This window comes from Rhizobium sp. SG741 (assembly GCF_012275435.1).
In the GTDB taxonomy this organism is placed as follows: Bacteria; Pseudomonadota; Alphaproteobacteria; order Rhizobiales; family Rhizobiaceae; genus Rhizobium; species Rhizobium lusitanum.
The window spans coordinates 34,351-56,028 of record NZ_JAAZQP010000020.1; the positions used below are offsets into that span (position 1 = coordinate 34,351).

General features: G+C 57.4%; 17 protein-coding genes and 2 pseudogenes. 7 read left to right on the forward strand and 12 right to left on the reverse strand.

Features of this window, described 5'->3' with window-relative positions; translation table 11 throughout:
* Positions 1-176: 176 nt before the first annotated feature.
* The 3 genes from repC to repA form a co-directional block, all read right to left on the reverse strand.
* Positions 177-1,430, reverse strand: coding sequence for a plasmid replication protein RepC (repC, locus tag FHT29_RS31955; RefSeq protein WP_168600990.1), 1,254 nt, complete (start codon positions 1,428-1,430; stop codon positions 177-179).
* 194 nt (positions 1,431-1,624) lie between these two features.
* The gene (gene repB, locus FHT29_RS31960) at positions 1,625-2,626 is read right to left on the reverse strand and encodes a plasmid partitioning protein RepB (protein ID WP_168600976.1); all 1,002 of its coding nucleotides are present in this window, start codon (positions 2,624-2,626) and stop codon (positions 1,625-1,627) included.
* Positions 2,623-3,837 carry a plasmid partitioning protein RepA gene (gene repA, locus FHT29_RS31965; RefSeq protein WP_037200148.1) on the reverse strand — a complete coding sequence of 405 codons (1,215 nt, stop codon included), beginning with the start codon at positions 3,835-3,837 and terminating at the stop codon, positions 2,623-2,625. The genes repB and repA overlap by 4 nt, the downstream gene beginning before the upstream one ends.
* Before the next feature lie 249 nt (positions 3,838-4,086).
* On the opposite strand from repA, the gene FHT29_RS31970 reads away from it, so the two are divergent.
* Both FHT29_RS31970 and FHT29_RS34810 read left to right on the forward strand, forming a co-directional pair.
* On the forward strand, positions 4,087-4,236 hold the full coding sequence (locus tag FHT29_RS31970) for a TniB family NTP-binding protein (protein WP_281408412.1): 150 nt from the start codon (positions 4,087-4,089) through the stop codon (positions 4,234-4,236).
* Positions 4,237-5,400: 1,164 nt separating this feature from the next.
* Positions 5,401-5,882 (forward strand): annotated as a pseudogene (locus FHT29_RS34810) (cation transporter); the annotation flags it as partial.
* Positions 5,883-5,991: 109 nt separating this feature from the next.
* Here the strand turns inward: FHT29_RS34810 and FHT29_RS31975 are convergent.
* Positions 5,992-6,909, reverse strand: coding sequence for a recombinase family protein (locus FHT29_RS31975; protein WP_047562994.1), 918 nt, complete (start codon positions 6,907-6,909; stop codon positions 5,992-5,994).
* A 790-nt stretch (positions 6,910-7,699) separates the two neighbouring features.
* Between FHT29_RS31975 and FHT29_RS31980 the strand changes: the two genes are divergently transcribed.
* The gene (locus FHT29_RS31980) at positions 7,700-8,167 is read left to right on the forward strand and encodes a hypothetical protein (RefSeq protein WP_037200146.1); all 468 of its coding nucleotides are present in this window, start codon (positions 7,700-7,702) and stop codon (positions 8,165-8,167) included.
* 848 nt (positions 8,168-9,015) lie between these two features.
* Here the strand turns inward: FHT29_RS31980 and FHT29_RS31985 are convergent.
* Positions 9,016-9,318, reverse strand: a complete 303-nt coding sequence (locus FHT29_RS31985; protein ID WP_131512317.1) for a hypothetical protein — start codon at positions 9,316-9,318, stop codon at positions 9,016-9,018.
* Positions 9,319-9,474: 156 nt separating this feature from the next.
* On the opposite strand from FHT29_RS31985, the gene FHT29_RS31990 reads away from it, so the two are divergent.
* The 3 genes from FHT29_RS31990 to FHT29_RS32000 all read left to right on the forward strand — a co-directional run bounded on the left by FHT29_RS31990 (position 9,475) and on the right by FHT29_RS32000 (position 12,505).
* Positions 9,475-9,696, forward strand: a complete 222-nt coding sequence (locus FHT29_RS31990; RefSeq protein ID WP_047562998.1) for a LuxR C-terminal-related transcriptional regulator — start codon at positions 9,475-9,477, stop codon at positions 9,694-9,696.
* A 401-nt stretch (positions 9,697-10,097) separates the two neighbouring features.
* Positions 10,098-12,029 (forward strand): methyl-accepting chemotaxis protein, encoded by a 1,932-nt coding sequence (locus FHT29_RS31995; protein WP_168600977.1) that lies wholly within the window; start codon positions 10,098-10,100, stop codon positions 12,027-12,029.
* Positions 12,029-12,505, forward strand: a complete 477-nt coding sequence (locus FHT29_RS32000; protein ID WP_047641425.1) for a chemotaxis protein CheW — start codon at positions 12,029-12,031, stop codon at positions 12,503-12,505. The genes FHT29_RS31995 and FHT29_RS32000 overlap by 1 nt, the downstream gene beginning before the upstream one ends.
* Before the next feature lie 98 nt (positions 12,506-12,603).
* Here FHT29_RS32000 and FHT29_RS32005 read toward each other — a convergent pair whose 3' ends face one another.
* From FHT29_RS32005 to FHT29_RS32025, 5 genes are all read right to left on the reverse strand, one after another.
* Positions 12,604-13,047 carry a hypothetical protein gene (locus tag FHT29_RS32005; RefSeq protein WP_168600978.1) on the reverse strand — a complete coding sequence of 148 codons (444 nt, stop codon included), beginning with the start codon at positions 13,045-13,047 and terminating at the stop codon, positions 12,604-12,606.
* A 202-nt stretch (positions 13,048-13,249) separates the two neighbouring features.
* Complete coding sequence (locus FHT29_RS32010) at positions 13,250-14,026, reverse strand: ABC transporter ATP-binding protein (RefSeq protein ID WP_168600979.1); 777 nt, start codon at positions 14,024-14,026, stop codon at positions 13,250-13,252.
* On the reverse strand, positions 14,023-15,105 hold the full coding sequence (locus FHT29_RS32015) for an iron ABC transporter permease (RefSeq protein ID WP_168600980.1): 1,083 nt from the start codon (positions 15,103-15,105) through the stop codon (positions 14,023-14,025). Before FHT29_RS32015 ends, FHT29_RS32010 begins: the two co-directional genes overlap by 4 nt.
* A 5-nt stretch (positions 15,106-15,110) precedes the next feature.
* Positions 15,111-16,064, reverse strand: coding sequence for an extracellular solute-binding protein (locus FHT29_RS32020; protein WP_348644914.1), 954 nt, complete (start codon positions 16,062-16,064; stop codon positions 15,111-15,113).
* An 18-nt stretch (positions 16,065-16,082) separates the two neighbouring features.
* Positions 16,083-17,189, reverse strand: coding sequence for an ABC transporter substrate-binding protein (locus FHT29_RS32025; RefSeq protein WP_168600982.1), 1,107 nt, complete (start codon positions 17,187-17,189; stop codon positions 16,083-16,085).
* A 173-nt stretch (positions 17,190-17,362) separates the two neighbouring features.
* Between FHT29_RS32025 and FHT29_RS32030 the strand changes: the two genes are divergently transcribed.
* Positions 17,363-19,501: a TonB-dependent siderophore receptor gene (locus FHT29_RS32030; RefSeq protein WP_168600983.1), complete on the forward strand. Its 2,139-nt coding sequence runs from the start codon at positions 17,363-17,365 to the stop codon at positions 19,499-19,501.
* A gap of 421 nt (positions 19,502-19,922) precedes the next feature.
* Here FHT29_RS32030 and FHT29_RS34815 read toward each other — a convergent pair.
* Together FHT29_RS34815 and FHT29_RS32040 are read right to left on the reverse strand one after the other, a co-directional pair.
* Positions 19,923-20,132: pseudogene (locus FHT29_RS34815) on the reverse strand (ISL3 family transposase); the annotation flags it as partial.
* An 83-nt stretch (positions 20,133-20,215) separates the two neighbouring features.
* Positions 20,216-21,676 (reverse strand): YncE family protein, encoded by a 1,461-nt coding sequence (locus FHT29_RS32040; RefSeq protein ID WP_047563009.1) that lies wholly within the window; start codon positions 21,674-21,676, stop codon positions 20,216-20,218.
* Positions 21,677-21,678 lie beyond the last annotated feature (2 nt).

Sequence of the window (21,678 nt, forward strand, 5' to 3'; positions counted from 1 at the left end):
AGATTACAGCGGCTAGGACAACGTGGTGCCGGAACGGCGGTTACGGAAAGACGCAATCGATCAGTTTTGCACATTGAAGCAGCAGACCTGCCACTTCCCTGGTCAGCGGTGAGTCGGCGCCGGTTACGTCGAGCTAGAAGACGATGTCGAGATTTTCTATCAATGGCGCGACCGTTTCACGATGCGCCTGCCCTAGCCCTTACTAGGGCTGAGACCATCGGTCTGATTGTGAATTGTCGCTCTGTAGCTCGTTTTGTGAGGTTGCGGAGGTAAGCGCCTGCAGAGTTGATATGACCTCCCCTTTCAAAAATGCACGCAATGGCGACGCCGGCATTTTCGGGTCCCATGACCTGGCAGGCTTCATGGAAAGCTGACGGGCTTATTTGAAGCATGGGTCGCAGAACAGCTGTTGCAGTCAGGAGGTCGTGCCATGTCCGGATCTCTCCACCCGGACCGTAGGGAGCGATTTCAAGGCATGCTCGAAGCACAGTATCTAATGGAACCGAGGGCTGAAGCGACTTTAGCGGCACGCCAGTAGTGTCGTCGGCGGATGGGCGGATTTTTTTCACGGCCTCAAGCGCGGCCGGTGAACCAAGAGGCTTGGTCGGTTGCGCGTCCTGGACGGTTTCAGATTCAGAAATGGATTGTGTTTGTGAATCCTGTATGTGGCGCTCATTTTGGGATTCTTTGGCGCACATATTTTGCGTTTTATCGTGATCGTCCAAGAGCTTGACGATCATTGTGCGAAGCTCAACTAAACGGCCGAGGAGAAATTGGAGCTCTTCGAGCGACGGGCGGCGTGGCAAAGATGCAAGGGACGCGCGGAACCGGTCGTGGATCAGGCCCCACTCGCCTTCTACGTGACCGTCTAGCGCCAGCTGGATAAGCTTGGTTATGTCGCGCCGGCATAGGCTGATCCGTTCTCTTGTTGCGTGAAAATACTCCCGATCGGCTGTGATTTTCGCGGCGATCCCCTCGATCTCCCTTGCGCGTACCAGCAGCGGAGCCAAATTGAAGCCGAAAGCTTCGTTGATCTCCCCTGCCCTGCTCCGCCGTGCAAATCGCTTGCCGTTAGCGCTGTCTTTGCGAAGGATAAGGCCAGCGTCGACGAGTGCGGCCAGATGACGTCTCAACGTAGCTGCAGTCATACCTCTTGCGCGTATCGAAAGCTGGGCATTCGACGGAAAGACGATGAGGTCGTTGTTCGCAGTGAGTTCATCGGACGGGTAGAACGACAATAGAGCATCGAGGACCGATAGAGATCGATCGGACACATTCAGTTCCTCGCGAGCCTCGCAAATGGCCCTGAAGAGCTTCCATTTATTTCGCTTGGTCTCAGGCTTTGCTTCGCTGATTTGTCGTTGCCGTGCCAACAAGGCAAACGACATCGACCGCCGCCCAAAGGGCGTCGTGACATGTCCACGTTCCATTTCTTCACCTTTCATAAGGCAAAAGAAATCCGCTCACCAAAAACGGTGCCAAGACTCTTGACTGTGATTCGTGGAAATGCGATTCTCGATCTTGCTTAAGGACTTGAGGAAGGCTTCCACGACGGGAACGTTTTGGTGGCCTTTTTCTTTGCGCTATTGCTCCTTTTGAACCAGATAGACTGCTTTACCAGACCTCATTTTACGCGGCCCAATTGATGATCGTACTCCCGTACGAGCTCAGGCATCCGCTCCGCCAACCAGCGAGCGAACGCATCTTGCTTTTTCGGGATAGTGACTGTGGTACCTGTGGACGAACTTTTCATACGCCCGAACAGCCGTTCTCCGAGCGTAAAGTTGATCACATTGGACGACTCGTCCGACTCTGTAGGAATGATGCCACTGGCCCTGTCCATTGCCATCCCGATACGGCCCGCTCCGTCTTTCGACAGAAAATCGGTGGTGTCCAGGATCTGGCGAACAGCGGCGATCTTGCTGTCGTCCTTCAGAAGCTCGGCGAAAGCAGTCCACTTCGGACGACCGACGGATTTGGCGCGACCGATGGCAAAGATGATGTCAGCCGGAATGACGGAGGTGACACGAAACAGGTGTGACACGGCCGCTTCAGACAGAGCCAATACCGGACAAATGGCACGATGAGACAAGCCGGCTTCCTTTAACTGAACCGCCCACATTGCTTGCTCTATCCAGGTCAGGTTTTCGCGCACACCATTTTCGACAGCCTGTTCTTCGATGAGCTGCCGATCCGTGAGATTGCGGACATGCGCCTTTATTTTGACGGTCTCTGGTCGTTCGGCGTCCGCCATCAAGGATTTTATGGCTGCCAGACGGCGGTGGCCATAAGCGAGCTGGTAGTAGTCAGGTTTGCTTGGATGCGGCCGAACGAGGACGGGTATTTTCTGTCCTTCGGCCGCGATCGAAACCTTCAAGGCCTCAAGTTCGGCTTCGGCCTCGTGATCGTTGTTGAATCGGTCCTGGTAGGGTGAGCGATCGATTCTAGACGGATCGATCGACAGGATGCTGTCCTCACCAAGGTGCGCAAGGGATTTTCCGACGTTGGCGATAACAGGCGATGAATGCCGTCGTGAAGGGACAGCCCTTTCAGTGGCGTCAGCCTCAACCGTCTCGGTGCGATTGACGGCCTCCTCGGCCATTCGTTGAAGGATGCTCTTCTTCATGGGCTGCGTCCCCAAATTTTGTGAGCGAGTGCCAGGATTTCGAAATTCACCCGATCGGCGCTTTCGAGCGCGCGCTTGAGGGCTTCCCTGCCGACCTCACCTGTTTCCAATTCATAAAGGGTTTTTTTGGCGACGGCGGCCCCGGCGATTGCCGTGGATTCGAGGGCTTCGGCCACAAGGACGTCGTCACCAAACAGTCGCCGCATCACGCCGCCCATGTATTTTTGTGGGCCGTCGTTCGGGTTCACGCGCGTGAGCAGGAAACGAAAGAAGTCATGCTCGAATTTAGCTCCGAACTGTGCGAGCACTTCGGAAAGATCCGAGATCATGATCAGGAATTGATTGCACGAGGCAACATCGAGCATGGCTGGATGCACAGTGATTATGAGGGACGTTGCGGCATACAGGGCAGCAAGCGTCGAGTAGCCCAGTGAAGGTGGTGTATCCAGAATGACGAAATCGTACTGATCATCGACGCTCGCTATCGCGGTATTGATCCGCTCAAAGAAAAGACCAAGCTCGTCGCGCGTTTTCGATGTCAGATAGGTTGGTGTATCAAACTCGAAGTCCATCAGTTCGAGATTGCCGGGAACGAGATCGACGCCTGGGAAATAGGTCGGTTGGATTATATCCCGGAATGGACGTCGCTCGTTGTCGTATCGTATCGCAGCATAGGTGGTCTCGTTATCGTTGAGATCGAATTCCGGTTGGATGCCGAACAGTGCGGTCATCGAAGCCTGGGGATCAAGATCAACACAAAGGACCCTATAACCTTGCAAACCGAGAAAATGTGCAAGATGGATGGATGTTGTGGTCTTTGAACTTCCACCCTTGAAGTTCGCGGTCGCAAGGATCTGGAGCTTTTCGCCCTTTCGGCGATGAGGCACGAGGTGTCCGGCGTCGTCGGGTCGCAGCGAAGCGAGAAACGAGCGTAGTTCTCGAACTTGTTCGATCGTGTAGGTACGGCGGTTGTTCTCCGCTCGATCAGGAAGCGGCCCTTTTCCTTCGATAGTGAGTTGGCGTAGGGTGCTCTCGGGCACGCCGAGGAGACGAACCAGATCGACGGTCGAGAAAGTCTTTGAAAATGTCTTTCGCGCTTCAGGCGGATAGACCGCCTCGCGCATGTCGCGGAGCTCCGCAGAAAGCTTCGACGTGTATACGCCGATTTTCGATGCGGTATCTGTGACGCTTTTGGATACCATCTGATGCATCCGGTCCTCTTGACGGTTTTATTCATTTTGCGGGGGCATTTCCGTCATGATTGGCAGAGGTCGTCCGATTCGACAAGCCATTTTTAGTTAATGAAAAATAAACGCTCCGCTGGCTTCAACTTACTCAGCTCTGTGGCAGTCGCCTTGAGTCGCTGCAAAGACTTTACAGTTGTAAAGTTGCGCCGTCCCCTCCCCTCGCAGTAGCCGGGACTTTACAGCTGTAAAGTTTGAGTTGGCCCGATGCGCAGGATGGGCGTGCGAATGCTTGCTATCGACGCTAGCCACCCAATGCTGACCGGCGCGTTTCGCCAGCTGCGGATTTTCCTCAATGTGATCCGCTTCCTCGCCGCCGACCTGAAGGTGCCGTTGATCTATACGGGCATCGATCGTGCCCGGTGAGCGCTTGTCACGGACCCGCAGCTCGCTGGACATTCGATCCGTTACGCCTGGAGCGCCGGTGGAATAATCAGCGCCTGACGTAGCTTCATTCCAGTCTGGCGTCCATTTCTCCCCCATGCCGGCATCGGCAGTGACATCTCCGGCGGTTCGTCTGCGGGTTCTCGAGCTTGCGGATGGCATGACTGGGCGCATATTCCGGTTGATGGAAACCGTTGCTAACGACGCCATCCGCAACGGTAGTGGATGTATCGCCGCGGATGGCTTCAGCCGCCAGGACCTTGTGTTGCCGCTTGTGGCTATGGTTCGACGGTCGGAGCATTTGCTACAGTGGCGATCGGTGCGGTGATGCAAATCCTCCTCTTGGCGATCGCGGAGGTCCTACGCTGACGAGCTAACCTTGTCCTGGCAGGCCGGAGTGGCTTGTCGCTCTGGATGCGCGTCGGGCGAAATCGAGCATTGGCTAGGGCATGAGGATTGGCCGCCGGCGTTCGGAAGTTTCGAGTTGCGGGATTTTCGCCCGGATCCTCTGGTCCTCAGATCGCGCGAGCGGCCAGATTAAGAATCGCCGAAATTGAGCAAATGATTCTGAGCTAATCGCTGATGTCGATAGACCGGTATATTGCAGATCGCCGTGAGCAGGGGGTGCCCTGATTGCCTTGATGAGCACGTGTCAGCTGGCCGGGATCACTATCTTCGTCGCGAATGGGCTCATGTCGAAACGGCGGTTTGGCGGAAACATCGCCGAAGGCTGCAAGACCTCTGCGAACGCTGCTTTGCGCGGACCCAATTTCGATTCCAATGTGTCGAGGAAAGGGTGCGGCTCATTTGCGGTCAATGTGCGAATGCGGTCTCGAGCGGAAAGGAAAGCCAAGAGGATCCGGCTCGGTTGGGTTTTCTACTCGCGCTGACGGCAACTATCGGGGCCGCCATCATGGAGAGAGCGGATGCCGTGGCGCGGAACGACACAAAGGATGCGGTCCAAGTCTTGTGGGCGCCGTCGCAGGCGAATGAGAAGCCGTTCATTGCGTGGGTTGACTTAAAGCTTCCCTTCGGACGCCACCCGTTTTCACCGTCCAGCAACCCTCCCGGCGACTTGTCGTCGGCGTGGCGCACGGTCCATTGATAGCTCCAGCGCAACTGCTCGATCTAGTTCAAGCAAGAAGGTTCGCAGATAGTTTGGACTTCCTTGAGGATGCGTCGGTTAACACGTTGATTGTGATCGGACCGGGTTGGAGCGCTCGAAATCGCGCAAGGCTCGGTATGCTGCTGGCCACACTTTTGATGGCGCGAGGGCTTGCAACACTGTGGACCGCCTGGACCAAGCTTCAATCTCTGTTGCCGCCCGATCCGCTATCCCCGACCGCGACGGGCGCCGGCGCGCTGATAATCAACCTTTCTGTGCTTTCCTGTCAGCGCCGTGCCGAAGCTATCGAGGCGGTCTCACCAAGGCAGCCTGCCTGTCTGCTCGAAGCGATGCGATCGCCAATATCGCAATCATCGTAGCAGGGCTGATAACCGCATTCCTGCGGTCGCCGGCCTGGCCTGATCTCATCGTTGGGATTGGCATTGCCGCAATGAACGCTGATGCTCCACGTGAGGTGTTCAAAGCCGCCACGGGCGAGCACCGCTCCGGAGTTGAAGCATAGATTGATGAGCCCGCGGCGCTATCCGTCGTGTTGCCGCCCTCATTGGAAGCGAAAAATTGAGCCTAGCGTGCGGCTTCTGACCGATCTTATTCCGATCTCCGCTAGGGGCTCAATCGCGGATCAATCCGAAGCGGCGAGCTTCGTCGAGCAGCGCCCTGACGGAAGACGGCTGCCACTTCCGACCGCCACGTGCTGGTGGCTGGTGCATCCGGTCCAATTGGGCAGCGATATCGCGCAGCGACAGATCAGGATCGGCGATGGCGATCCCGGCGACCAGCCGCATCAGATGATCCTCGGGCCGGCGGCGAGGGGAGCGCTTGATCAAGTCCGACTCGACGAGTTTCTCGCGCACCATCCGCTGGACCGCCCGGCGCAATCGCTCAGCTGTCCAGTCGTGGCCTTTCCGATTGAGGATCCGAACGATGTCGTCCCAATTATGCTGCGGGCGTAGCTGGCGCACGGTCGGCAGCCATGTCTGGGCCGACGCAATCAACTCGTCCAGATAGGCGCGGCCGCGAGCGGCTGAGACCGCACGCACTGCCTCCGGCCGACGTTCGCGAAGCCCGGGATTGCCAGCCAGCCTGCCACGCGCCTTGGCGGCTTTCATGCCGGACTTGGTCCGCTCCGCGATGAGGGCACGCTCGAGCCGGGCGATGGCGCCGAGCACCTCGAGGGAAAACATCCCCTGCGGCGTCGACGTGTCGATCGGATCGCGCAGAGAGCGGAAATGCACGCCGCGCTTCTCGAGATCTTCGATCACTTGAAGCAGATGGCTGACCGATCGTGCCAAGCGATCGAGACGAACGACGACCAGCACGTCGCCGGCGCCAAGTTCTTTCAGCAGTTTAGCGAGCACCGGCCTTGCGCGTGAGGCTCCCGATCCGTGCTCTTGATGAATGCGGTGGCAACCGGCGGCGCGCAACTCGTCGACCTGAGCGTCATTGAGCTGGTCCTCTGTCGAAACGCGGGCATATCCGATCAGCCTTTGGGTCGGGGGAGGGGGCTCGGCCTTCGCTGCTTTCGCCATCGATTTATCGGTCCATCTTGATCGACGTTTGTACAGATAAGGAATGCATAAGAAAAGGTACCTTTGCAAGCGTATTTTATGACCATAATGGAAGGCCGCACAGCGCGTTTTCTGGTGTGAGGCAGGCGCTGATACGTCGCAACCGCAGAATATGCGTCAGTGAGCCTCTATGGAGGAAATCGCGCGAAGCCATCTACTTCGAAAGTGGTTAGTGGCGGCCTATCGCTACAATGGGTTGTCGGCTTCTTGCCGGATGGGCCATTATCGACTTCGTGAGATCTGGGCCTCGGAGCAAACCAAGTATGGTGTTGAATTGCCGACAAGCCGACCGCGCTCGCGGGCGATGCATAGGGAGTCAGGACACGCCTTCGAAAGGTCGTTGCATGGTCGCTGGCTTGTAAGGGTGCGTGGAGCAGAATGGGTGGCACTCTCGGTTTATGTCGGATCGTGCTGAGGATTTAGTTGTGTTGTGCGATCAATTTGGCGATGCAGCGGCAATCCATAGAGGCTCCTGCTCGCCGTTACCCAGAGAAGCGTTCGACCGTCAAGAACAGCAAATCAGCCCAGAAATGAACCGCGAAAATATCCGGTACTTTCTGTTTAAGTATTGGAGTGAACCAATTTTGCCGGGCTTATAAGTGGAAACGACAATCCGGGCGACAACCGCTGAGGGCTTTGGCGAGGCTTCCGTTTCGCTGAACGAAGATTCTCCGTCCAGTCCAAACCGGGGTCGCGGTTTTTTTGTAACCAAGCGCTTAATCGCTTTCCCCGCGCTCATGAAGGAAATGCAGTGAACAGACTTCACCTGACAACTATGACCCTCGCCACCATGCTTCTGACCACTGCGTCCGTCGATGCTGCCGATTTCTCCGTCACGCCGCTGAAAGAGGGCGACACCTTCACCGGTTGCCTCGCTCAGAACCCCGCCACAGGCGTCGGTCTTCTCGCGGTTGGCGACAAGGTCGTCCTGTTTGCCAATTCTTCGAAGTTCACTTTCGCCAAGGGCGATCAGGTGACCGGCTCCTGGTCGATCGATGGTGGCACGGCCACAAATTTCTCGTCGACTGCTGACACGGCAGCAACGGCAACGATCGACGTCCCGAACACGACCGAGGCCGTCATGGCACTGACCAGCGGCAAGTCGCTGAGCCTGACGGCCAACAGCACTACTGCCGATTTCAGCCTTGCGGGCGGCGAGAAGGCCTTCATGGGCCTGTCCGAATGCATGACCACCCAGGCGGCGCCGGCCGCTAACTAAGGCGCACCCATTTGCGAATGACATGGCGGGTACCATGGTGCCCGCCACATTTATGGTCAGCCCAAGCTGTTGAATTGCGTGCAAGATTCACCCAGTTTGCCATCTCGCCATGATTCAGCGACTGCTATGAAAATCAATGTTTTTCATTGCCTTGTCTGAAGCTTGGCCTGCTCAGGATCAAGCAGAAAACCGGGTTAATTCATGTCTCGAGTCAACAACCAAGCTTCGCAGTGCCTCCAGCGAAAGCGTATCGGCATGCTCAGGGGAGGCGAGCCGTTTCCTTGCCATCCCGGGACTGAATCATGATTTGCCCCGGTCAAGGAATCCCCAGGCCCGCAACCAACTCGCAGAGCGAGCGCTTGTGCACAGGTCTTCAAGAAGACGGCTGCAGATGAGCGCGACCCTGAGCAGGCGAAATAGGCTCCCCCGGGGATCGATGACCGTCTAGGTCGATCCTTGACACGAGCCGGCACAAACATCCTTTGCATTCGATGGTGATCGCTATGCGCACCAAGGCGAGTACTGTTTGTGATGTCCGGCGACCGTGGCTTTCACGGCCCCTTATTTTGTCCTATTTACCTTATAAGGTAGCTCTCGTGCTGTTTTGGAGCAGGTTTTTACTGGTTGATATAAAAGAGAAAAATCTCTATACGGAAGTGTATTGAATACTTCTTTCTGCAGGCCATGCGCGACAATGGACTTGCTCTGCTTGGGTATCATCCGTCTCGCTGGACGCCCGTTTCGAAGCGTGGATCATCTTAAACCCTGCGAAGCACTTGTCAGCGGAATTCGTCGCGGGAACGCCACAGGGGCGGCTGTTCCCCAGGGGATACTGACCGCGCCGTAATCTAAGCCCCGCATTGAGAGCGAGAAAGGTGCCGGCAATCTTGGCGCGGAGCGATCGCGCCGGCGAGGGCGGGAAATGTATTGAGAGCTTTTGCAATGGAAAAGGGATTACGGACGAAATCAAGCAACTTTGCTGCAAACAGACAGATGATTTCGGCCTTAATGTCATGGCTGCCGGCCTTGAGCTTAGCGAGCAGCCTCAGTTCTGCGTGGAAACCAACAGCCAAGACATTGGCCGAAGCCGTGCCGATCCAGACATCAGGTTTGAGAAGCAACGGTGGTGACCGTATTCCATCTACTGCCATTTTGCTGCAATTGTCAGGCGTGTAAACTTCTTCCTATTACTTCAGGCCATGGCTTCGCAAACTGCTCCACATATCCCATATGTCCTCGTTCCCGGAGATGAGCGCCCAGACGATGCGGGCATTCTTGTTTGCAAGAGCGACGGCTGCGCCACTGGGATGGCGTCGCAGACGAACTCGGCTAAACTCAAGCTTTCCAAACGTGAGATCGCCAGCCTGTCGCCGGCAAGCCTTGGCCTGACGAGCGAAAAGATCGCGAAGGCAACCGGCTACCGCGTCAATACCGTCAATAACTACCTGATTTCGGCAGCCAAGAAGTTGAAGGCGGGCAACCGGACCAAGGCGATTGCCGACGCCATCAGACGCCGGCTCGTCGCCTGATCGGCATTCAAGGCAATATTTCGACGAAATACAAAAGATCTAGCGAAGTAACTTTTGCACCTTTGTTTATTACTCTGCGTTAGCGAAAAATAAACCAATACACCCGAATAATCGGGTTACAGAGTCATTTGCCATGAGGGTATTTGTTCCTCTGTCCTGTCCAGACGTTTCCAGTGTGAAGCATTCCGAGCCGCGCTCCTTGCGAGCGGAGGTCGAACGAACTTGCCCGATGGCCGATCACCAGCGGATAGAACATTCCGGCACGCGAACCTGACTAACTGAAACCTGACCGCGCGCTCCCCTTGGGATCCCCGGGATCAACCCGCTCCCATTCGCTGTCCCTTGGGGCGAAAGGCAAACTGCTTCGCTTTCGCCACCGTTCGATCATCAAAGGTTCGACAATGTCCGCATTCACCAATCTGAAGATACTCACCAAGATTTCCTTAGCCTTTGCAGTCGTCATCCTCCTGAGTATCATCGTCTGCGTCATCAATCTGAGCGGTCTTGCCCGCCAGAATCAGGCGGTGGCGATTACGGAACACACCTACCTGGTTCTTTCCAACCTCGATAAGATCGTGGCGTCGATGGTCGACCAGGAGACCGGGTTGCGCGGTTACCTTATCGCCGGCGACGAAGCGTTTCTGGCTCCGCAGAAGGCGGGACAGGCGACTTACAGGCAGGCTCTCGGCGACGTCAAAAATCTGACGGCAGACAATCCTGTCCAGCAGAAACGTCTGGTCGATCTCGACGGTTACGTCTCCGACTGGACCGACAAGGTGCTCGAAAAGGAAAAAACGCTGATGCAGGCCTCCGCCACCCGGGAGCAGGCTCGGGCGATGGAGAGCGCCGGTGCCGGCAAGCAGTTCATGGACGCCATTCGCGCCAAGGTTCGCGAGATGCAGGACGAAGAGCGTGACCTGCTCGGCAAGCGGAACGTGGAATCGAAACAAGCAGCCGACCAGACCGCATTCAGCAACTATTTGACCAGCGGGTTGACCGTGACACTCTCGGTGGCGGCTCTGTGGCTCGTCTTTCTTCTGGTCGTCAAGCCTATCCGCAACATCAACGAAGCCATGCGCAAGCTTGCGGGCGGTGATAATTCCAGCGCCATCCCTTATATCGAGCGCAAGGATGAAGTCGGAGAGATGGCGGCAGCCGTCCAGGTGTTCCGCGAGAATGCCATTGAGCGAATCCGGCTTGAGCAGGAAACGGAAGCCAATCGCTCGATGAGCGAGAAGGAACGCATCGAGCGTGAAAAGCAGAGGGCGAAGGAAGCTGCCGACATCCAGTTCGCGGTCGACAGTCTCGCAGCCGGCCTCTCGAAGCTGTCGGATGGCGATGTCTCCTACCGCATCGCCCAGCCGTTCACCCAGTCGCTGGATGGCGTTCGCGGCGACTTCAATCAGTCAGCCGAAAAACTGCAGGAAGCCTTGAAGCGGGTTTCCGAGAACGCCCGCGGCATCGATGGTGGCGCGAACGAGATCCGTTCGGCTGCTGACGATCTCGCCAAGCGCACCGAACAGCAGGCGGCCGCCGTCGAGGAAACGGCCGCAGCATTGGAAGAGATCACCACGACCGTCAAGAACGCCACCCAGCGGGCCCAGGACGCCGGTCAACTCGTAGCCCGCGCCAAAGCTGGTGCGGAACAATCCGGCGAGATCGTGCGCCGGGCAGTGATTGCAATGGAGGAGATCGAGAAGTCGTCAGGCGAGATCTCCAACATCATCGGTGTTATCGACGAAATCGCCTTCCAGACGAACCTGCTTGCGCTGAATGCCGGCGTCGAGGCGGCGCGGGCGGGCGAAGCCGGCAAGGGCTTTGCTGTCGTTGCCCAGGAGGTACGCGAGCTCGCCCAGCGTTCGGCGACCGCCGCCAAGGAGATCAAGGCGCTGATTACTACCTCCAACGACCAGGTGCATCAGGGCGTGCAACTCGTCGGCGATACCGGAAAGGCTCTTCAGACGATCGTCTCCGAAGTGCAGGAGATCAACCGTCATGTGCTGTCGATTGTGGAATCGGCCCACGAACAGTCCTCCGGGCTCCAGCAGATCAATACCGCCGTCAATCAGATGGACCAGGACACGCAGAAAAACGCCGCGATGGTGGAAGAATCGACGGCCGCAAGCCATAGCCTTGCCAGGGAAGTTCAGTCGTTGAACCAGCTTCTTTCTCAGTTCAAATTGGGCAGCGGTTCGGCAGGTAGCATCCGCCCTGCGTCCGGACGCGAGGTCCCTGCCGCTTCTCCGGCCAGAGCGCTCGGCCGGAAGATCGCGTCGGCCTTCTCCGGCAACGCAGCCATCGACGCCGGCAAGGACGGCTGGGAGGATTTCTGATGAACCAGATGCTCAGCCACGACGCCGATACGCTGGAGATCATCGCCTTCATGCTGCATGAACAGCAGTTTTGCGTGCGCACCACCTCCATTCGCGAAATCCGCGGATGGGCGCCAGTCACCCCTCTACCGCATACGCCGGCAGAGGTTATGGGGGTGATGAACCTTCGAGGCACGGTGATCCCGATCGTCGATCTCGCGGTCAAGCTCGGGATGGCGTCAGCGGAAACCAGCGAGCGTAGCGCGATCGTTGTCACTGTCGTCAAGGACAAGACCATCGGCCTTATGGTCGATCGTGTCTCGGACATACTGACAATCCGGGGTGACGAGCTTCAACAAGTCCCTGCCGCGGCCGGCATATCTGCCAACGGTTATGCCGAGGGGATCTTCGCCCGCGACAAGGACATGATATGCTTCCTCAATCTCGACGTCATATTCGCTACCGGCGAACCGGATGAATGGGAACAGGCTGCCTGATTTGACATCGGACGCATCGGTGCATGCGATGCGTCCGATAATGCTGAGATTTGCAAAAGCCGCCGGGAGCTTCCATTGCGAAGACGTATTCATCTCTATCAGCTGAAGCTCGGCATGTTTGTCGAGGAGCTGGTCCGGCCGCAGCGGCGATGAACCTGTAGGCAAAAATCGCCTGGACATGACACACAAAAGAGGCCCGCTTCATGGTCGCGCCTTTTTGTCGTTAAGTTTACGATGCCGTGGCAGGTTGTTCTGTTGCATTGCGCATGATCCTTGTTGCGCGGTGTCAGGCGTGACGCCGACGCGGACGACGCGTGAGAGAAGGCAGGAAAGCCCCTGCCATGGCGGCTGCGACGTGGAAGGCGAAGCGTGACATCCGTCACCATGCCGGCGGCCGCAGTTGCGGTATCGCCGACCACGCTGGCAAACAGTGCACTCATCAGTAATGAGCCGGTGATCAGGCCGAGATTGCGGGCGAGCGCCAATGACCGCGCGGGGGCGTGATCTTGTTCTTCTCCACCGGTCATCAGCAGTTTTGCCAAAAATGTCGCCGGTAACCGCCTTTAGATGTAGCTGTGACGATCTGCGATTTGCTGGATGCCGGAAACGTGGTAGCTTCTACTTTCGCAGTGAAGCGGCTCATGTGGTAAAAGGGCCGGGATCAAGCCGAGTTCAAACTTCCGCGAATCGACTGGCAAACTCCATCTCGAAGTGAAAAGCACAAATCTCGTCGTATGATCGAGATCAAGCCAACGTTCCGTCGACCAGGACAAATGGGATGCCTCTTGAGCAGGTCTCAACGCGTGATGAGACCCCGTATGCCCGCGCGATAACCTCCGGCGTAATCACGTTTGCTGCCAGACCGCTGGCGATAATCTCCCCGCGATCGAGGACTGCAAGCTGATCGCATGTCCGGATCGCCAAATTGATGTCGTGGATCGCGATGACTCCCACGGCGCGGCTTTTCTCCAGCATGCGTCTGACAGCTGAAATAACGGAAAGTTGCCAGCGCAGGTCAAGGGCACTCGTCGGTTCGTCGAGCAGAAGCAGTTGCGGCCTGCGGACCAGAACCTGTGCCAGACCGACCATCTGGCGCTGCCCACCGGACAAATGGCTCATACGCTCGAGAGCGAGATGCCGTATTCCCAGATCGTCAAACGTGCTTTCGATCGCATCCTCGACCGTGGCCTCCCGGAAATTGGGCTGAACAGCTCTGCATGCTGCCATGACGGCCTCGTAAGCAACAAGGGAGGTCGTTCCCGGCAAGGATTGCGGCATATAGCCGACGAGGGTCGCGCGTTTCGCGTGAGACAGGAAGTTTAGATCCTCATCGTTCAATTCGATCTGGCCCGAGCTCCGTCCCTGTCCAGCGATTGCCCCTAACAGAGTTGATTTCCCTGAAGCATTTGGACCGAGCAGCCCCAGTAACGTGCCCGCCGGGACAGCGGGAAGAGACAGATCGCGGATGACTTGCCGCTTGGAATATCCCGCCGAGAGATGGCGGACGATCAGACCACTCATATGCGCCGGTCCCTGGTCAACAGCAGCGAGAGAAACAGCGGGACGCCGACGATCGACGTTACAATACCAACAGGGATGATCAAGCCAGGTATGATCGTCTTTGAGGCGACTGACGCCAAGGAAAGAATGAGAGCGCCCGCCAACGCTGCGCCCGGAAGGAAAAAGCGATGATCCTCGCCGAGAAGCAGCCGGGCGATGTGCGGCCCGACCAATCCGACGAAGCCGATTGTGCCGACAAACGAGACCGCAACAGCCGCGAGAAGGCTGGCGCGCAACATGACGTTTCGTCTCAGCCGGTTGGTATCGATACCCAGGCTTTCAGCCTGTGCATCACCGGCCCGAAGCGCAGTCAGCTTCCACACATTGCGCAGCGAAATCGGAAAGGCGATGACGAGTACAGCCGCAACGATTGCAATCTTTGGCCAGGTCGAGCGGGAGAAGCTGCCCATGCCCCAGAAAACGATCTGCTGCAGCGTGTCCGCATCCGCCACGAACTGCAACAGGGCGACGACGGAATTGATGGCAAACACCAACGCTATTCCGAACAGGACCACGCCATCGGCCCCGTTGGTACGGGTCTGAGCCAGAAAATGAATGAGCATCGCTGCCATTGCCGCCAAGGCAAATGCACTTGCCGGCATGATGACTTCTTGTGGAAGACCGATCGATGCAAGTCCAAAAACCAAGACAAGCGATGCGCCAAGCGTGGCGGCGGCGGAAACACCCAAAGTGAAAGGGCTGGCAAGCGAGTTATTCAGCACGGTTTGCATTTCTGCGCCGGCCAGTCCCAGGGAGGCTCCGACCAGCACAGCCATGATGGCATAGGGCAAACGAACGTTGAACAGAATATAGCGGACTGGACCCGGCAGGTTTTCCGGGTGCAACAAACCATTGATAACGGAAATTGGGGATAAGGCCGCAGGGCCGGTAAAAACGTCGAGCGTGAAAGCAACAACAAGAAATAGCGCCAGCAGGCCCAGGATCGCTAGACGCACACGTACGAAAGCCGCGTAACGGCGCGCCAAAGGACCAGCAGGTCGAACTGCCGCCTGGGAATATCTCGCACTGTGGTTTTCCATGTCGTCTAGTTCCACGGGATCGTCGCAGCGAGTTCAACCGCGCGATCGCTGTGGCGAGAGACGATACTGAGCGGTGTGGTATCGGGATCAAGCTCACCGGCCTCCCGGATCAGGTCGTTTGGCGGAACGTCTGGCGATGCGGGATATTCATAACTTTTGTCGGCATAAATCCGCTGCGCTTTTTCGCCGGCCAGAAATTCAAGGAATGCAACGGCCAACTCTGGATGGCGAGCGTGACGAGCGACGGCGGATCCGGTGATATTGACGGGGGTGCGGCCATTGGCAAATGTCGGGATGAAAGCTCTGAGACTTTCCATCCACGCTTGCTGCTCTGAACCGCTGACCCCGGAGCGCATTTCTCCATAATAATATGAATTCGCGAGCCCGATCTCGGCATTCTCATCTGCGATCGCGCGCGCAACGTTCCGGTCGCCGCCCATTCTAAGGGGGCGATTGGCGGCGATTCCCTTCATCCAGGCCTCGGTAGCACCATCGCCGTGTTCTGCGAGGTAGGCTGCGATCAGCGCCGTGTTGAACATGTGACCGGCCGACCGGATGATCATGCGGTTCTTCCATTCGGTTGCTGCAAGATCGTCGTAAGTAAAGCTGGTCTGGTCCAAGGCTTTCGCTGCGAAGATCAGTCGAGCGCGCATCGACTGGGCGAACCACAGCCCCTGCGGATCGCGCAGATGCTCCGGCACCAGCTGATCAAGAACGTTCGATCTGACAGGCTGCGCCAAGCCGAGCTCCGCCAACGTTATCAGCCGACGAAAATCCAGGGTGACAATGACATCGGCAAGGCAGTCCGAGCCTTCCGCCAGCATGCGTGGATGCGCATCCGACTTGATGTCTGTGATATCCACCGCGACTCCGGTTTCCTCTGTGAAGCCATCCGCAAGAAGCTGCGTAAACTCGCGGTGCCGGGTGGAATAAATGTGCAGTCTAGAAGCTGATGTCACGACAATGCTTTCACAAAATTACGTCTCGGGGGTAAGCGCGACGCTGTATACGCCATCCTGCGGCAACAACGGATACCGCTTGCGGAAGTCGCTCAGCGTTCGCTCTGCATCGAATTCACCCTTCAGGCCGGGATTGAGCCAGCCCGCCAAAGCTTCCAGCGCGACAAGGTGCAATGGCGTCTCGTTGAGGCCATGCCAGAGTGCGTACACGCGTTTGTTGCGGGCCGCTGACATCTGGGAAAGACCTTCGTCCGACACGATCCGTGCCAAACTCTCTCGGGCGCGGCTTTCATCGACATTCGCGCCTATAACGATGCCGCCGGCACCCTCGCCACGAAGCCCGCCCGTCGCTACATAGACGTCGGGCTGACGGGTCAGAATATATTCGAGGCTGAGCGGCCCGACCGCTTTTTTCAACACGTCCCCGGCGATGCTGTGACCGCCGACCATCTCCGCCAGATCCGCGAAACTGCCTTTCCCAATGCTAGCGCAGCACGGCATCACGCCGGCGTGGCTGTGGAAGAGAACGTTCACCGGGTTCACCGGTTTGCCAACAAAAGGTGACACGATGCGCTTCAAGGTGTCCTGATAGAATGAGATCGTCTCATCCCCCCTCGACTGCTGGCCAAGGAGTTGGCTCAAGATCCGCAGGCTGGGCACGGTGTCGTTCAGCGGGTCCTGCGCGAAATCAATCACGGCCACAGTCAGCCCCGAACCTGTCAAGGTATCGATAAAGGCGGTACTCCCATCCTTGTTGACCGGCCCGGCTGCAAACCGGCTGATCAGCACCAGATCAGGCTGAAGCATCAGAAGGTTTTCGATTGCATAATCGCTGCCTACGCGGGCACCGATGACGGGGAGAGACTTCAAAGCCGGGAAACGATCAATCCACGCTTTGGCCTCGTTTGGAAAGGTGCTGTTCAGATCATCAGCCCAGCCCACCAGCAACCCCAGCGGATCCGGATGCACCATGCTGATCATGCTCAGAAAGCGTCCTTGACCAAGCACGACCCTGCGTGCCGGCTGCGCCAAGCGAACCTCACGGCCGAGCAGGTCACGAACGACGACTGGCGTCTGCGCCCTTGCAAAACGAGGCGTAGCGAGTGCCAGACCGATGCCGATCAAGCTTCCGCCCAAGAAACTGCGCCGCGATATTGCCATAATGTCACTCTTGCCCGCTCTTTCACAATCCGTCCGTTCAGAACTTGACTCAAAACGTCCGCTTTTCCTATGGCTCGTATAGCAAGCTTGGCGGTTAGGTCAACTTGCTCCGATAAAGCAGGCATGGGGTTCGCAAATTGATCAATCGGCTTCTTTTGTCATCCGGCTCGCGGATCGTTCTTGTCACGGCCATCGGTCTACTGCCAACGGCCTATCCAGGGTACGCGCAAGAGGGCGGCACGGTGCTGGCGCCGATCATCCTGAGCAGTGAGCGCTCCGACGCCGAGACGTTCCTTGCCAAAACAGCGCGCTCTGCCACCAAGACGTCCACCCCTCTGCAAGAAACCCCTCAAGCAATCTCTGTGGTCACACAGAAGGAAATGGAGGCGCGGCGCGTCCAGTCGGTCGGCGAGGCAATCCAATATACGTCCGGCGTCCGCGGTGACTATTGGGGTGGCGTTGACCTGCGATACGACAAAACCCTGATTCGTGGCTTTGACGCTGCCCAATATCTGAACGGTCTCAAACTGACTGAAGGCACCTTCGCTGGACTGGGCCGCCCTGAACCTTATGGTTTGGAACGGATCGAAGTCCTGAAAGGACCTTCGTCCGTGCTCTACGGGCAGAACGCGCCCGGTGGCCTGGTCAATCTGGTCAGCAAAAAGCCGACAAGGGATCCCGTTCATGAGGTGGACGTCTCTTATGGCTCCCATGATCGCAAGCAAACCTCGTTCGATTTCGGCGGCCCTATCGATCAGGACGGCGAATTGCAATATCGTTTGGTCGGGCTGGCACGAGACAGCGGCACGCAGATCAACTACGGCAAGGACAACCGGCAATATATTGCGCCTTCGTTGACTTGGGAGCCTGATGCCGATACGCGGTTCACGATCCTTGGCAGCTATCTTCGGGAAGATCTTGGCAACCAGGTTAATGTCCTGCCGCCGATCGGCACGCTGACGCGGGCACCCTACGGATTCATCCCCACGAGTTTCTATGCAGGTGAACCGGGATTCGACAGGTTCATCCGGACCTCGAAGTCGATCGGATACGAGTTCGAGCATCGGTTCAGTGACATCTGGACCATAAGGCAGAACCTGCGCTACGACCGCCAGGACGCTGATTACCGCTATGTGAGTTATTCAGGTGCTCCGGTGGTCGGTAGTAGGATGGCGCGGCGCCGGTCTTTTGTCGATCAGCAACTGGGCTCGTTTTCGGTCGATAATCAGGCGGAAGCAGAGTTTTCGACAGGTCCGGTCGATCATACTGTCCTGATCGGCGTCGATTATCGCAACGTGCAATCCGATTTCCTTTTCGGGACAGCAGCAGCGACTAGCTTGAATATCCTGAACCCTGTCTACGGCGCTACGACGTTGATGCCCCCGGTTACCCGCAGCGAAGAGTCATCTTTGAATCAGACGGGCTTTTATCTTCAGGACCAGATGCGCGTTGACAACTGGGCGTTCACGCTCGGTGGCCGTTACGACCTTGCCGAATCGTCGACGAGAGACCGGCTTGCCAACAAATCCGTGCCGCAGGACGATGGCAAATTCACATGGCGTGCGGGCGTCGTGTACCTCGCCGACAACGGGCTCGCCCCTTATGTCAGCTACTCGACGTCATTCGAGCCGACTCCTGGCAGCGATTTCGTCGGGACGCCGTTCGAACCGACGACGGGTCAGCAATACGAAGTGGGGATCAAGTATCAGCCGATCGGCTACGATAGTTACGTCACGCTTTCCGCCTATGATCTCACCCAGCAAAATGTCGCGACGACCGATCCGCTGCATCCCACGTTCAGCGTTCAGACCGGAGAGGTCCGGGTGAGGGGCTTTGAGGCCGAGGCGGTCGCCGCCCTGACTGATGGTCTGAGCTTGCGCGCCAGCTACACCAACATGGATGGTGAGGTTACCAGGAGTAACGACTATAAGGGAAACAAGCCTGCTCAGATCCCACGCAATATCGCCAACCTCTGGCTCGATTATACCGTTCAGGACGGTCCCTTGAGTGGACTGGGCCTTGGGGCTGGGGTTCGCTACATCGACGCGCATTTCGGCGACGCCGCCAACAGAATGTTGCTGCCAGCCACCACGCTTGTCGATGCTGCAATCCGGTACGATTTCGGTGTCGCAAATCCGGATCTGAAGGGTGTGAATTTAAGTGTCAACGCATCCAACCTCTTTGACAAGACGTATGTTGGACAATGCGCAAGCACATTGTTTTGCCAGTACGGCGCTCGCCGCAGTGTCCTGGCGCAGCTAAGCTATAAATGGTGAAATCTAGTTGAGGATTAGACCAGGGGCCTATCGCAATCCCATGATGCTGACGTGTGTCTTGCGCATAGGGTTCTTTGAGCGGGCGCCGGTGCTTGGAATATTCATCCTTTGCTGGCAGCCCTCGACTGGAATGAATAGCGTGCATGGGCCCACCCCAAAGTGGACATGGCACCATCGCGCCGACGGTTCCAATCTGTTCAAGAGCATAGAACGTCTGTAAACCCGGGCTAGGTCGCTAAAAGCTCAGGATGAGGCCTGGAGTGGTAAAGCATTCATGGTTGTCGTACGCGAGTGCCGGCAGGCCAGCGGCTGAACAGGTCGTCGATGTCGTCGTATAGCTGGCCATTTCAGCCATGCTTTCCATGTCCTTCACGCAGCCAATCTCGATTTTGACGACTGCCTTGACGGGACTGGCACCGCTGGCGAAACGCATGATTGCCGTTAGCTCGGTGTCGATGGCATCGTCGATCCATTCCTCCAGTGCCTGCGAGCTCGTGCTGCGCAAGATGCCGTTGAAGCGCATGGCCAAGCCACGCATAATGGCGAACGCTCGAGAGCCCTGCTTCAAAGCATTGACCTTTCTGGCCTGACGATCTGTCAGCACTCCGCGCGGTTTTACGCGCAAAGCTGCGGTCTTCCAAAACATCGAAGCAAGTCATCCATATCCTGAACTCCAGTCAGACGGCCCGCGGCTTGGCGGGCCGTCTGTTCGCTTTACTCCGCAACTTGTACCTGCAGGACGTTGCCGGGCTTGCCGTCTTCATCCGAGGCAACAACGAGGTAGCGACGCTCGTCCTTGTGCTTGGATTCGACGATCTGACGGATGGGGCCAACGGCATTGACGATTGCCGAGCCGGCCGGGTTCGTCATGAAGTTCGACAGACCCTGGAGCGGCCCGCTGCCATCCGCCTTATCGGAAAGTGCCAAAACATACATCTTCTTCGGCTCCAGGCCCGTGACGGATGCCTGAAGAACCTGGGTCAGACCCTGATCGAACAGAGATACACTGGTCGGGGCCTTCTTTTCCTTGTCACCCTTCGTTTCGAGCTTCAGGTGAGCCGCGACGCCCGCGGTCCCAAGTGGTTGCAGGTTCTGCAGGCCATCGCCCTCCGGTACCGCATTCGGCACGTAATTGACCGCCTGCGCTGCCTGGCCGATCGGTATCGTGGCGATCACCTTGTTGGTCAGCGTGTCGATTGCAGCCATAGCGTCGGCGTTTTCAAGGCCGACATAGACACGGGTGCCATCGCCTGACGGCCAGACGCCATGTGGCAGATTGCCGACCGGGATCGTCGCAACCTGCTCGAAATTGTCGGTGCGGAAAACCTTTACCTCGTTAAGACCGCCAACGGTAATATAGGCGAAGCTGCCATTCTTGTTGGTGACGAGGTTGACGTGATTGGTAATCGGGCCGGTATCGATCGTCTTGATCAGATCGAAAGGCGGCTGGGCGTTGAAGACCTGAGTCTTGCCGACATCCTTCAGGGTGAACCAGACCTGCTTGCCATCCGGCGATGCGGCGATATTCGGGCAGAACGGACTTGCCTGCTTCACGTGGCCAACGATCTGATGATCGGCGACGGTAACGACGACGGTCTCGGGGTTAAAGGACGAGCAGATATAGCCGTATTTGCCGTCCGGCGAGAAGATCTGCATGCCGGGGCCGGCGGGAACCTTGATCTGCGCCGTTTCCTCAAAGGTGTTGGCATCGATGACGGATATATAATCCTCACCGCGAACCGTTACCCAGATCTGCTTTCCGTCGGGCGTATAAAAAGCCTCGTGCGGCGAGCGGCCGACATAGGTCGTGTGCTTGACGGTATTGGTCGCCGTGTCGATGAAGGTGACGGAGTTCGAACCGATCGAGACGACGGCGATCGTCTTCTTGTCCGGCGAAAATCCCATGCCGTGGACGAGGACCTGGCCCTTGTAGAGCGGCGAAAGGTTGCCGGGCTGGGGATCGCCGAGCTTGATGACGCCGAGAAGCTTGTTGGTCGCGGGATCGGTGACCGAGACCGTATTCGAAAACTGCTCGGCAGCGTAAACCCGGTCCTTGCTGCTGACCGGAATATCCGGATTGGAAGCTGCGAAGGGCGCCTGGCCAGCGAAGGTAGAAAAAGGCAATAGCACGCTGCCCGCCAGCAAGCTGGCGGCAAAAGATGTCCGAATGTTCATGG